This is a genomic window from Ligilactobacillus acidipiscis DSM 15836, from assembly GCF_001435755.1.
GTDB classification, from domain to species: domain Bacteria; phylum Bacillota; class Bacilli; order Lactobacillales; family Lactobacillaceae; genus Ligilactobacillus; species Ligilactobacillus acidipiscis.
In genome coordinates, this window is the sequence record NZ_AZFI01000037.1 from 1 (window position 1) to 13581 (window position 13581).

Genomic DNA, 13581 nt, shown 5'->3' on the forward strand with positions numbered 1-13581 from the left:
AAGTCATACAAGTGGGAATGTGACGCAAACTCGGGCGAAGTAAGTGTTACAAGTGGAAATGTAACGCAAAGTCGAGCAAACTAATAATGACAACAAGATGTTTAAATTTCCAGATAACAATACAGCCCGCAAGAGGAGCAGAAATATATATTTTTGAAATCAAAGATCCGCTTTGTGTCTAACTTCTAGGTTTGATTTTTTGGTAAACCTTGAAAAATTTGCTTCAAAATTCATGCAGTGTGTTACAGTTAAGATTTAAGTTAGCAAAACTCATATAATTGGCGGACTTAAGGAGAAAACATCTTAGTTTTGAGTGGTAATAAGTGACGTGAATAGTTATACTTATACTTGAAAGACATAATTTTTACAAGGAGTGGAAAGCATGAGCTGGGAAGACACTTATAAAGTCTGGAAAAATAATAATGATTTAGAATCAAGTTTAAAAAAAGAATTAGATGGTTTGGCAGGAGATAAGGATGCGCTGGAAGACGCTTTTTATGCCCCGCTTGAATTTGGGACTGCCGGGATGCGTGGCGTTTTGGGCGCAGGAATCAACCGCATGAACATCTACACAGTGCGCCAGGCAACTGAAGGATTAGCATCTTTTATGGACACATTGAACGATGACGTTAAGAAACGCGGAGTCGCTATTAGTTATGATTCTAGACATAATTCACAAGAATTTGCATATGAATCGGCTAAGGTTTTGGGTGCACATGGGATCAAATCTTTTGTGTTTGAAAGCTTACGTCCAACACCAGAACTATCCTTTACGGTCCGGCACTTACACACTTATGCCGGAATCATGATCACTGCTAGCCACAACCCCAAAGAATATAATGGCTATAAGATATATGGAGAAGACGGCGCACAAATGCCTCCTAAAGAGTCTGACTTGATCACCAAGTATATTCGTCAGGCTGATGATCTTTTTGCGATCAAGGTTGCTGATAAAGACAAATTGATTTCTGATAAGATGTTAGAAGTGATCGGTGACCAAGTTGACCAGGCATACTTGGCTGAAATCAAAAACGTTACTATCAATAATGAATTAGTCGAAAAAGAGGGCCAAACCATGAAATTGATTTTTAGCCCCTTACATGGCACAGGGGCAATGCTCGGCGAAAAAGCTTTGCGCCAAGCAGGTTTCAAAAATTTCACGATGGTTCCGGAACAGGCTATTACTGATGGTGATTTCCCAACAGTGAAAAAGCCCAACCCAGAAGATGCTGCAGCTTTTGACCTTTCGATCAAGTTAGGTCAAGAACAAAATGCTGATCTTTTGATCGCTGTTGACCCAGATGCAGACCGTTTAGGTGCAGCTGTTCGTCAGCCGGATGGTGAATATCAATTATTGACTGGTAACCAGATTGCCGCATTAATGTTGAATTACATTTTGATCGCACATGAAAAAGATGGTAGTTTGTCAGAAAATGCTGCTGTTGTTAAATCGATCGTTTCTAGCGAATTTGCAACAAAAATTGCTGAAAAACATCATGCACGAATAATCAATGTGCTGACAGGGTTTAAATTTATCGCTGAACAGATCAAGGATTTTCAGACAAATAATAGTCAGACCTTCATGTTTGGCTTTGAAGAAAGTTACGGCTACTTGATCAAACCTTTCGTGCGCGACAAAGATGCTATTCAATCTTTGGTAATGTTAGCGGAAGTTGCTGCTTTCTATCGTGAACAAGGTAAAAATCTTTATGACGGCTTGCAAGATTTATTTAAAGAGTACGGGTATTTCGCTGAAAAGACTATCTCACGGACATTTGATGGGATAGAAGGTGCTGCTCAAATCGAAAGCTTGATGGCTAAGTTTCGTGATGAAGCACCAACTTCGTTTGCAGGTTATTCAGTTACCGCGATGGAAGATTTTGCTAAGTCTGAAAAGAAATTTGCGGATGGAACGATCGAAACGATTGAACTTCCTGAAGCTAATGTTCTGAAGTACCTATTAGAAGATGGAACTTGGATCGCTATTCGTCCTTCAGGTACTGAACCAAAGATCAAGTTTTATATTGGTACACAAGCAGATACAAATGAAAAAGCTCAACAAAAACGGGCTGATTTTGAAAAAGCAATTGATCAATTTGGTAATGAATGATCAGTAAATTTAATAGCTTGGCGATTTAGGATAGATTGACTTGAGAGGAAAACAACAGCAAGTCATTAGTTTGTTATTTTGATGAGCCAAACTTTAGGGGTGGAGTTGTTGCTTCATCTCTATTTTTATACATGAAGAGCAAAGCATGGCGTATAAAAGGATAAGGCCACGGATCTTAACGGTATAAGACGCTTTTAACTTTACAACGTGGAAGTTGAGCAAGCGTCGCCTTCTGCTATTTGCAAGTCTACTATAAAACAAGTAAAGTCAATCAAAAATATAGCGAAAACATGTTCGGTATGCTACAATATACATTGCTGGCTTCGGCCTGAAACGGAGAATGATAGGGGGGATCTATGGTGATCGAAAGACAAGATGATCATGAATTTGAACTTGTTTCAAAGTATCAACCGACTGGTGACCAACCTCAAGCAATCGATGAATTGACCACTGGAATCAAGAATGGCGAAAAAGCACAGATTTTATTGGGCGCGACAGGGACAGGTAAAACTTTTACTATTTCAAATGTAATTAAGAATGTTAATAAGCCAACACTGGTATTATCGCACAATAAAACATTAGCGGGGCAATTATATGGTGAGTTTAAAGAGTTCTTTCCTAATAATGCCGTCGAATATTTTGTAAGTTATTATGACTATTACCAACCGGAAGCTTATGTGCCCTCAAGTGATACGTATATTGAGAAAGACTCAAGTATCAATGACGAGATCGATAAGTTGCGGCATTCAGCCACAAGTTCTTTGTTAGAAAGAAACGATGTGATCGTTGTTGCCTCAGTTTCTTCTATCTTCGGATTAGGTGATCCGTCGGAATATAAAGCTCACACGATTTCGTTACGTGTTGGTCAAGAGATAGAACGTGACCGTTTGTTGGGTCAACTAGTGGATATTCAATTTGAGCGCAACGACATCGATTTTCAACGTGGTCGTTTTCGTGTTCGTGGTGATGTTGTGGAAATTTTCCCAGCTTCTCACGATGAGCGTGCTTTAAGAGTCGAGTTCTTTGGTGACGAAATCGATCGAATTCGTGAGGTCGATCCATTAACTGGTGAGATATTGGGTGATCGTGATCACGTAGCCATCTTTCCGGCTACTCACTTTATGACTAACGAGGAACGAATGGAAGAAGCCGTTAGTGGTATTGAAGAGGAATTAAAAGATAGGACCGCCGAGCTGAAGGCTGACAATAAATTGTTGGAAGCTCAACGTTTGGAACAACGGACTACTTATGACGTTGAAATGTTGAAAGAAATGGGTTATTGTTCAGGAATCGAGAATTATTCACGCCATATGGATGGACGCAAACCTGGAGAGCCGCCATTTACACTGCTTGATTTCTTTCCAAAAGATTTTTTGATCGTTGTTGATGAATCTCACGTTACTATGCCACAGGTGCGTGGTATGTATAATGGTGACCGTTCTCGGAAACAAATGCTGGTCGATTATGGCTTTCGATTACCAAGTGCGCTTGATAATCGACCGCTAAAACTAGCTGAATTCGAAAAACATGTCAACCAAATCGTTTACATGTCTGCGACTCCAGGTCCATATGAACATGAACAGACTGATGATGTGGTCGAACAGATCATTCGGCCAACTGGTTTGTTGGATCCAGAAGTTGAGGTGCGAAAAACTGAAGGGCAAATGGAAGATCTGGTCGCGGAGATCAATAAACGGGTTGAAAGAAAAGAACGTGTCTTTGTAACTACCTTGACTAAAAAAATGGCTGAAGATTTATCTGATTACTTTAAGGAATTAGGGATCAAGGTCAAATATCTTCATTCGGATATCAAGACTTTAGAAAGAACTGAGATCATTCGTGACTTGCGTTTGGGTAAGTTTGATGTTTTAGTAGGAATTAATTTGCTGCGTGAAGGGATCGATGTTCCTGAGGTTTCTTTGATAGCTATTTTAGATGCAGATAAAGAAGGGTTCTTACGTAATGAAAGATCTTTGATCCAAACTATCGGACGGGCTGCTAGAAATGAGCATGGACATGTTATTTTGTATGCAGATAATGTGACTGATTCAATGCAAAGAGCGATGGATGAAACTCAGAGACGTCGTGAGATCCAACAAAAATATAATAAAGATCATGGTGTTATTCCTCAGACCATTAAAAAAGATATTCGGGCTTCGATCTCTGGAGTATTGCCTGTTAATGATAAGAAGAAGGAATCTGAGGGAGTTGATTTCTCAAACATGAAGAAGTCAGACCAAAAAGAAATGATCGAGAGCTTAGAAAATCAAATGAGGCAAGCGTCAAAACAGCTTAACTTTGAAGACGCAGCAACTTTACGTGATACTATTTTGGAATTAAAAGCACAGATCAGTTAGATAGTTTGCTTATTTGCTGTTAATAGATAAATGTTTGAAAGAGGGAGAGAGATTGGCACAGGATAAAATTGTGATCCATGGCGCACGGGCGCATAATTTAAAAAACATTGATGTTGCTATTCCCAAAAATAAATTGGTCGTTATGACTGGGCTGTCTGGTTCAGGTAAGAGTTCACTGGCCTTTGATACCTTATACGCTGAAGGACAACGCCGTTACGTGGAAAGTCTGTCAGCATATGCTAGGCAATTTTTAGGACAAATGGACAAACCAGATGTTGATTCGATCGACGGTTTATCTCCGGCAATATCGATCGACCAAAAGACAACTTCTAAAAATCCTCGGTCAACTGTGGGAACTGTGACTGAGATCAATGATTATTTGCGTCTTTTATGGGGACGTGTTGGGACACCGATTTGTCCAAATGATGGTCATAAGATCACCAGCCAATCACCTGAACAAATGGTGGATCGGGTATTATCTCTACCAGAAAGAACTAAGCTGCAGGTCTTGGCACCTGTCGTTCGTGAAAAAAAGGGGCAACATAAAAAGGTCTTCGAAAAGATCAAGCGTGAGGGTTTTGTCAGACTGATCGTTGATGGAGAATCCCATGATGTTGAAGAAACATTGGAGCTGGATAAGAACATTAAGCATTCTATCTCAGTCGTTGTGGATCGAATCGTTGTCAAACCAACTGTCAGGTCCCGGCTTTTTGATTCATTTGAATCGGCGTTGCGCTTGTCTGGGGGTTATGCATACGCTGATGTGATCGATGGTGAGACCATTCAATTTTCAGAGAATTTTGCGTGTCCTTATTGTGGGTTTACGATCGGTGAATTAGAACCACGCTTGTTTTCTTTTAATGCTCCATTTGGTGCTTGCCCTGATTGTGACGGATTAGGCGTTAAACTTGAAGTGGATGTTGATTTGGTAGTGCCAGATAAAGACAAAACTTTAAGGGAGGGCGCTTTAGCACCTTGGAATCCGATCAGCTCCCAATATTACCCGACTTTGCTGGCTGAAGCTTGCGAAACATTTGGGATCGATTTGGATACTCCATTCAAAAAGTTGCCAAAAAAGCAACAAAAGACTGTCTTGTATGGAGCGGGTAGCAAAACTTTCCATTTTACCTTTGAAAATGACTTTGGCGGTAAGCGTGACTTAGACATGCAATTTGAGGGTGTAGTCAACAATGTTTCACGTCGTTATCGTGAAACGAACAGTGATTTTACCCGTGATGTTATGAGAAAATATATGACAAGTTTAACTTGTCAGACTTGTCATGGCTATCGTTTAAACCGCAAAGCTCTGTCAGTCAAGATCGGTGGCAAGCATATTGGTGAGGTTTCTGATTATGCGATTGGCGATTCACTGGGCTTTTTTGCTGGATTAACCTTCTCAAAGCAAGATCAGCAGATCGCGCAGCCGATCCTTAAAGAAATTAAAGATCGGCTGTCATTTTTGCAAAACGTTGGTTTGGATTATTTGACTTTGAGTCGGTCGGCCAGGACTTTGTCTGGTGGTGAAGCGCAACGGATCCGCTTGGCAACTCAGATCGGTTCTAACCTTTCAGGGGTTATGTATATCTTAGATGAGCCTTCGATCGGTCTGCATCAACGAGATAATGACCGTTTGATCGCTTCACTGAAAAAAATGCGTGATCTGGGTAATACTTTAATAGTAGTTGAGCACGATGAGGATACGATGCGTGCTGCGGATTATATTGTGGATATTGGCCCTGGTGCTGGTGTTAACGGCGGACAAGTTATGGCTAGCGGGACACCTAAACAGGTCGAAAGATCTGCTAAATCAATTACGGGACAATATCTGGCTGGCAAACGTTATATCTCGGTTCCTAAAAAACGCCGGCAAGGTAATGGCAAAGTTGTTACGGTTACTGGTGCCAGTGAAAATAATTTAAAAGACATCACAGTTGACTTTCCCTTGGGTAAGTTTATAACTGTGACTGGTGTTTCAGGTTCTGGTAAATCAACTTTGGTCAACATGATTTTAAAACGTGCTTTAGCACAAAAGTTAACACGTAATTCTGAAAAACCAGGGAAATACAAGAAGATCTCTGGCTTTGATTCGTTGGAAAAAGTTATCGATATTGATCAGTCACCGATTGGACGGACACCACGGAGTAATCCGGCCACTTATACCGGTGTATTTGACGATGTGAGAGCTTTGTTTGCTCAAACAAACGAGGCAAAAATGCGCGGTTATAGTAAGGGCAGGTTTAGTTTTAACGTTAAAGGCGGACGTTGTGAAGCTTGCAAAGGTGACGGGATCATTAAAATTGCGATGAACTTCTTACCAGATGTCTATGTGCCATGTGAAGTTTGCCATGGTACACGTTTTAATTCGGAAACTTTGGAAATCGAGTATAAGGGTAAAAATATTTCTGAGATCTTAGATATGACTGTGGAAGAGGCTTTGGCTTTCTTTGAACCTATTCCTAAGATCAAACGTAAGCTGCAAACTATTATGGATGTTGGATTAGGCTATGTGAAACTGGGCCAGCCGGCCACTACCTTATCTGGCGGCGAGGCTCAACGAATGAAACTTGCATCTGAATTACACCGTAAATCAAACGGCAAAACATTTTATATTTTAGATGAACCTACAACTGGCCTGCACACAGAAGACGTTAAAAATTTGTTAACCGTTTTACAAAGATTGGTTGATAAAGGAAACACCGTTTTAGTGATCGAACATAATTTAGACGTGATCAAAACTTCTGATCATCTGATCGATCTGGGACCTGAAGGCGGAGAAGGCGGAGGTCAGATCGTTGTGACCGGCACGCCAGAAGAGGTTGCTGATTGTAAAGAAAGTTATACCGGTCAGTATTTAAAGGGCGTTTTAGAAAAGAGCAAGCATGAATAGCTAATTGATACTTTTGCAGGTAGATAACTTGCATTTTACAGTGAAACTGCTAAAGTTGATTTATATTTGTTTGAAGATTGGAGAGATCATTTTGGCAAAAGTTGAAAGTTTTACATTGGACCATACAGCTGTTAAAGCTCCCTATGTTCGTTTGATCACTACTGAAGAAGGCGCCAAAGGTGATAAGATCGCTAATTACGATCTGCGCTTGGTTCAACCTAATGAAAATGCTATTCCTACTGCAGGATTGCATACTATCGAGCACATGTTAGCAGGCTACTTGCGTGACTATATGGATGGTGTGATCGATTGTTCTCCATTTGGCTGCCGGACAGGGTTCCATTTGATTACTTGGGGTGAACATGACACCGTTGAAGTGGCGACAGCTTTGAAGAAGTCCTTGGAAGATATTTCTCAAGCATCATGGGATGATGTTCAAGGAACTGATATTAAGAGCTGTGGGAACTATCGTGACCATTCCTTGTTCTCAGCTCAAGAGTGGGCTAAAAAAATCTTATCTGAAGGCATTTCTTCAGATCCATATGAACGTAAAGTTGTTGAATAACAAGTAAAATTTGACTCAGGGGATCTCCTGAGTCTTTTTTTATTTCTGATTTTGCAGCGAAGGTTTTCTAATGAACGCAAAAAATATATAATTGAGAAGAACGTTCAAGCTGTGAAAAGGTTCGTTTTCGGAGTTTGAGTAACTGAGCTCATCATGAACAAAATGTACCATGAATATAACTGTTGCCAGAGGTGTAAAAATGGAGGAAAAATATCAGAGTATTTTTGATATAGTGGGGCCGGTCATGGTCGGACCGTCAAGTTCGCATACAGCAGGGGCGGCTAAACTTGGCAAGAAAGCAGGTCAGCTTTTAAAGAATAGACCACAAAAAATAAAAATTGATTACTATGAATCTTTTGCCAAAACACATGTCGGCCACGGAACTGATCTTGCAATAGTGGGAGGGATCCTTGGAATGGATGCAGATAATCCGGCACTTGCGAACTCCCTAGAAATAATCAAAGCACAAGCCATCTCTTTGCAGATCAATGAATTAAGTGAACCAAGTCCAATCGGCCACCCGAACACGGCTGCAATTACATTGAGTGACGGCAAAAACAAGATTTTTCTTTGTGGTTGTTCTATTGGGGGAGGAAAAATCGAGGTCAAGCAGATCGAACTTGATGGATATAACATTGAATTGCCTGGTTCACTTCCAGTCATCTTGTTTAAGTGTTCTCCTCGATCACTAGTCAAGATCTTAGAAAAGTTATCTGATATGGGATCGATCGTCACTGCACAAAACTTTTGTTATTTTGCGGAAAGGGAAAATTTGTACGCCCTTAATTTAAAAGAAATGCCAGTTAATGATCTCGAAAGAAAAATTCAAAAATATTGTGACAATTTAATTTGTTTATGAGTAAGGAGAAAAAATGTATCAAAGTATTGCTGAAATAGTGCAAACTGCTCAACAACGCGGTGTAACCATCGCAAAGCTGATGCTCGAACAAGAAAGTACATATTCTGGTAAAATGGCCGAAGAGATCATAAAGCAAATGAGCGAACAGTTGACAGCAATGAGCTTGGCAGTAAGTAAGGGCTTGACTGGAAACGGTGTTGCGTCAAACCCGTTTTTGACGCAACACCAGGCGGCAAAATTGGCCAAGTATCATCAACGAGGAAAAACTCTTTCTGGCGACATAGTCTTGACGGCGATGGAAAATGCGATCGCCACAAATGAGGTCGATGCCGCTATGGGAGTTGTTTGTGCTGCTCCAACAGCGGGATCTTCTGGAACTTTGCCGGGTGTTTTGTTTGCATTAGAAAAAAAGTTGAATTTAAGTCGGAGGAATGAAATCGACTTTTTATTGTGTGCTAGCGGTTTTGGCTTGATCGTGGCTAATCATGCCACGATCGCTGGCGCGACAGGCGGCTGTCAGGCTGAAGTCGGCAGTGCTTCTGCAATGGCTGCCGCTGCTGCAGTTGAAGTTAGTGGTGGGACACCGCAACAGTCTGCGGAGGCTTTTGCATTTTCGTTAAGTAATTTGTTGGGTTTGGTTTGTGATCCGGTTGCAGGTTTGGTTGAAGTACCATGTGTGGATCGAAATGTTGTTGGTGCAGTCAATGCTTTGGCTGCCGCTGATATGGCTTTAGCAGGATTGACTAACACGATCCCAGCTGATGAAGTTATCATGGCAATGAAAGATGTTGGTGAAAGAATGCCGCGAGAACTTCGTGAAACTGGGCTAGGAGGATTGGCTGCAACCCCGACGGGAAATCAAATCAAATTCAATATTTTCGGTACAGAGGCTTAATTTTATCATGCAATTTGTGTTGCCGGGCGAAATACAAAGAAATAATAGTTTAAGAAGTGATTATATTTAATGACACGCCCGGATTGTTGTGGTATTCTAGGAAAGAATGTTTGAAATTGGAGGATCGATAATGAGTGAACAATTTGAACTAGTAATTTTAACAGGGATGAGTGGTGCTGGTAAGACAGTTGCAATGCAAAGTTTTGAAGATTTAGGTTATTTTTGCATTGACAATATGCCACCGACATTGATTCCAAAGTTTTATGAGTTGCTGCAAGATAGTGGTAAAATTCAAAAAGTTGCTTTGGGGATCGATTTACGTTCGCGTTCATTTTATGATCAGATCATTGAGATATTGCATAATATTGAGGATCAAAGAGCTGTCAATGTAAAAATTGTTTTTCTTGATGCATCTAATGAAGAACTGGTTTCTCGGTATAAAGAAACCAGACGAGCACATCCTTTAGCTCGTGAAGGTCGGTTGTTAGATGGGATTGCTAAGGAAAGGGAACTACTGGCTGAAATCAAAACGCAGGCGCAGCTGGTGATCGATACAACTAAATTGTCTCCGCGACAGTTGCGTGAAGAAATATTCCATACGTTTGAAAGCGGCAAGGAAACTCCTTTTCATATTGAAGTTTTGTCATTCGGCTTTAAATATGGTTTGCCGATCGATGCCGATATCGTTATGGATGTTCGCTTCCTGCCTAATCCTTATTATGTACCAGAACTAAAGGGTAAAACGGGCTTGGATAAACCTGTTGAGGATTATGTCATGAATTCAAACGGTGCCCAAAGTTTTTACGAACAATTTGCGCACTTACTTGAATCGATCCTTCCAGGTTATGTTAAAGAAGGCAAATCAAGTGTAGTTATCGCGATAGGCTGTACAGGCGGTCAACATCGGTCAGTGGCACTGACTAACTTGATCGGCAAACGGTTAAAGAAAAAATATCCGGTGCGGATCTCACACCGCGACATGAACAAGCGGAAGGAGACTGTTAACCGGTCATGAGTAATTGTAATAGAAATGGTCAGCGCCCTAAAATAGTAGTGATCGGGGGAGGAACTGGCTTGCCGGTCGTATTACATGGACTGCGTAAGAAAAATGCTGATATTACTGCGGTGGTAACTGTGGCTGATGATGGCGGGTCATCTGGCGTGATCAGGGATTATATCAATGTTGTCCCACCTGGAGATATTAGAAATGTTCTAGTAGCTTTGTCTGATATCCCTCAGATTTATAAAGATATTTTTCAATATCGTTTTGATACCAAAGATCAGTTTTTTTCGGGGCATGCGATCGGAAATTTGATTATTGCGGCATTATCAGAGATGAATGGTGATGACATATTTTCCGCCGTGCAAAAGCTGTCACAGATGATGCGTATCGACGGCAAGGTCTATCCGGCAGCCAGCGTTCCCTTGGCTTTGAATGCTGAGTTCAGCGATGGCACTTGTTTGTCTGGAGAAGCCGAGATCACTGCTGCTGAGAAAAATATAAAAAAAGTCTGGGTCACGAGCAATGACGGCTCTAAACCTGAAGCTCGCCCTGAAGTGATCAAAGCCATTATGGAGGCAGATCAGATCGTATTAGGTCCAGGTAGTTTATTCACGAGTATCTTACCCAATTTAATGATCGAAAATGTTGGTCGTGTTGTTTGTGAAACTCAAGCGGAAGTTGTCTATATCTGCAATATTATGACGCAAAAGGGTGAAACTGAGAAGTTTACGGATGCTGATCATGTCCGCGTTTTAAATAATCATTTGGGTGATAACTTCGTGGATACTGTACTGGTAAATACTGAAGAAGTCCCGCAAGATTATATGGATTATCAAAAATATAATGAGATCTTAGACCAGGTCAAATATGACTTTGCCGGCTTGCGCGAGCAAAATTGTCGTGTGATCTCAGATAATTTTTTGAAACTCAGAGATCATGGCGTTTTTCATAATGGAAAAAAAGTCGTTGAAGAGCTGATACGACTGACAGGTCGTCCAAATTCCTGGGTCGTTGATAGATATAACTAAGGTAAATCTGTTAGTCAGTTTATTCATTTTAATGAAGGGAGGTCGGAGTATTGTCTTATGCTAGTGATGTAAAAAAAGAGTTGACTACTTTAGAGGTCAATCATCTTAAAAATGGTAAGGCTGAATTGACGGCATTGATCCGTATGAACGGTGCGTTAAGTTTGATCGATCATCAATTTGTGTTGAGTATTCAAACCGAAAATCCTGCAACTGCACGGAGGATCTATTGGTTGTTAGAAAAATTTTATGGTATCAAGAGTGAATTGATCGTTAGACGTAAAATGAAGTTAAAGAAAAATAATTTATACATTGTTCGTCTGCGCTCCGGCAGCAGCAAGGTTTTACATGACTTGAATATAATTGATGGCTTGCAGATCAAACAAACTGTGAACAATGATTTCTTGACTACGGATGGCCCTGTCCGTTCTTATTTACGCGGTGCCTTTTTAGCAACAGGTTCCGTGAATAATCCCGAAACGAGTCGTTACCACTTGGAAATTTATTCACTCTATGAGGAACATAATGATTCTATTTGCGAAATGATGAATCACTATCATTTGAATGCACGCAAAACTGAACGGCGTAGCGGCTATATCACTTATTTAAAAGAGGGAGAAAAGATTGCTGACTTTTTGTCTTTGATCGGGGCAACAAGTTCAATGCTAAAGTTTGAGGATATTCGCATTATGCGTGATATGCGTAATTCGGTCAACCGGATCGTGAATTGCGAAAATGCTAATATGAACAAAGTTGCTGACGCAGCCACTAAGCAGATCGAAAATATTAAGCTGATCGATGATGTTGTTGGTTTAAACAAGTTGCCGGTTAAATTGCAACAAGTTGCTATTTCTCGGGTTGCCCATCCGGAAGTTAGTTTGAAAGAATTGGGTGACCTAGTGGAAGGCGGTCCGATTTCTAAATCAGGTGTAAATCACCGTCTACGTAAAATAAATGAATATGCTAATAAAATCAAGACCGGAACATTTGCTGATCAAAATGCTTGATCAAAAAGGTATTTTTTCAAATAATGTTCGGTAGTCCATGAGAACTCTATCTTTTAGGTAGGGCTCTTTTTTATGTTTTAAGCCAAAAAAAGAACCATAGCTCACAATGTAGAGTTACAGTTCTTTGTTATTAGAAATTAAAGCTTATTCGGCTTTCTTCTTGTTCTTCATAATACCATCGATCAAACCATATTTAACGGCTTCTTCAGCGGTCATAAAGTTATCACGTTCGGTATCGCGGTTGATCGTTTCGATGTCTTGGCCTGTGCGTTCGGCTAAGATCTTGTTGATCAAGTTACGTGTCTTCGAGATATGCTCAGCAGCGATCTGAATTTCAGTTGATTGACCCTGAGCACCGCCTAATGGCTGATGGATCAATATTTCAGAGTTTGGTAGAGCAAAACGCTTGCCATCAGCACCTGCCGTAGACAAGATAGATGCCATTGAAGCAGCTATGCCCAAGACGATAGTCTGAACATCGGAATTTACGAAATTCATCGTGTCATAAATGGCCAATCCAGCTGAAACAGAGCCACCAGGTGAGTTGATGTACATATAGATGTCTTTTTCAGAGTCCTGTGCATCTAAGAAAAGCAACTGCGCGATCACAGCATTTGCCATGTCATCTGTGACTTCACCAGAAACCATAATGATCCGGTCTTTTAACAAACGTGAATAAATATCATAAGCACGTTCTCCTTGTGGAGACTGTTCAATAACTGTAGGTACTAAATTCATAGTAATAAATACCTCCTGTTTCTTAATTGATTGCATGAAATCTCCTTCATGACTTTGATTTATAGTTTACCCTATAGGTCAAAAAAGGTCAAACTTTTAGCATTTTTTGATAGTGTCAACTTTGTGTGGGTAAAT

General features: G+C 40.5%; 10 protein-coding genes. 9 read left to right on the top strand and 1 reads right to left on the bottom strand.

Annotated elements, in window-relative coordinates:
• Positions 1-382 precede the first annotated feature (382 nt).
• The 9 genes from FC65_RS04325 to whiA all read left to right on the top strand — a co-directional run bounded on the left by FC65_RS04325 (position 383) and on the right by whiA (position 12708).
• Positions 383-2110, top strand: coding sequence for a phospho-sugar mutase (locus FC65_RS04325; RefSeq protein ID WP_056971679.1), 1728 nt, complete (start codon positions 383-385; stop codon positions 2108-2110).
• A gap of 359 nt (positions 2111-2469) precedes the next feature.
• Positions 2470-4467 (top strand): excinuclease ABC subunit UvrB, encoded by a 1998-nt coding sequence (gene uvrB / locus FC65_RS04330; protein ID WP_056971685.1) that lies wholly within the window; start codon positions 2470-2472, stop codon positions 4465-4467.
• A 52-nt stretch (positions 4468-4519) separates the two neighbouring features.
• Positions 4520-7354, top strand: a complete 2835-nt coding sequence (gene uvrA, locus FC65_RS04335; RefSeq protein WP_010497970.1) for an excinuclease ABC subunit UvrA — start codon at positions 4520-4522, stop codon at positions 7352-7354.
• Between the two features lie 91 nt (positions 7355-7445).
• Complete coding sequence (locus FC65_RS04340) at positions 7446-7919, top strand: S-ribosylhomocysteine lyase (RefSeq protein WP_010497972.1); 474 nt, start codon at positions 7446-7448, stop codon at positions 7917-7919.
• A gap of 199 nt (positions 7920-8118) precedes the next feature.
• Positions 8119-8778: a serine dehydratase beta chain gene (locus FC65_RS04345; RefSeq protein ID WP_056971680.1), complete on the top strand. Its 660-nt coding sequence runs from the start codon at positions 8119-8121 to the stop codon at positions 8776-8778.
• A 13-nt stretch (positions 8779-8791) separates the two neighbouring features.
• On the top strand, positions 8792-9673 hold the full coding sequence (sdaAA, locus tag FC65_RS04350; protein WP_056971681.1) for an L-serine ammonia-lyase, iron-sulfur-dependent, subunit alpha: 882 nt from the start codon (positions 8792-8794) through the stop codon (positions 9671-9673).
• Positions 9674-9803: 130 nt separating this feature from the next.
• Complete coding sequence (rapZ, locus tag FC65_RS04355; protein WP_056971682.1) at positions 9804-10688, top strand: RNase adapter RapZ; 885 nt, start codon at positions 9804-9806, stop codon at positions 10686-10688.
• Complete coding sequence (locus tag FC65_RS04360) at positions 10685-11704, top strand: gluconeogenesis factor YvcK family protein (RefSeq protein WP_056971683.1); 1020 nt, start codon at positions 10685-10687, stop codon at positions 11702-11704. Before rapZ ends, FC65_RS04360 begins: the two co-directional genes overlap by 4 nt.
• Before the next feature lie 50 nt (positions 11705-11754).
• Positions 11755-12708, top strand: a complete 954-nt coding sequence (whiA, locus tag FC65_RS04365; protein WP_056971684.1) for a DNA-binding protein WhiA — start codon at positions 11755-11757, stop codon at positions 12706-12708.
• Between the two features lie 144 nt (positions 12709-12852).
• Here whiA and FC65_RS04370 read toward each other — a convergent pair whose 3' ends face one another.
• On the bottom strand, positions 12853-13446 hold the full coding sequence (locus FC65_RS04370; protein WP_010497992.1) for an ATP-dependent Clp protease proteolytic subunit: 594 nt from the start codon (positions 13444-13446) through the stop codon (positions 12853-12855).
• Positions 13447-13581: the final 135 nt, after the last annotated feature.

Bases quoted from the DNA above. Each gene is read 5' to 3' on its own strand.
- FC65_RS04345 (WP_056971680.1), top strand. From the start codon at position 8,119: ATGGAGGAAAAATATCAGAGTATTTTTGATATAGTGGGGCCGGTCATG.
- FC65_RS04360 (WP_056971683.1), top strand. From the start codon at position 10,685: ATGAGTAATTGTAATAGAAATGGTCAGCGCCCTAAAATAGTAGTGATC.
- sdaAA (WP_056971681.1), top strand. From the start codon at position 8,792: ATGTATCAAAGTATTGCTGAAATAGTGCAAACTGCTCAACAACGCGGT.
- FC65_RS04325 (WP_056971679.1), top strand. From the start codon at position 383: ATGAGCTGGGAAGACACTTATAAAGTCTGGAAAAATAATAATGATTTA.
- rapZ (WP_056971682.1), top strand. From the start codon at position 9,804: ATGAGTGAACAATTTGAACTAGTAATTTTAACAGGGATGAGTGGTGCT.
- FC65_RS04370 (WP_010497992.1), bottom strand. From the start codon at position 13,446: ATGAATTTAGTACCTACAGTTATTGAACAGTCTCCACAAGGAGAACGT.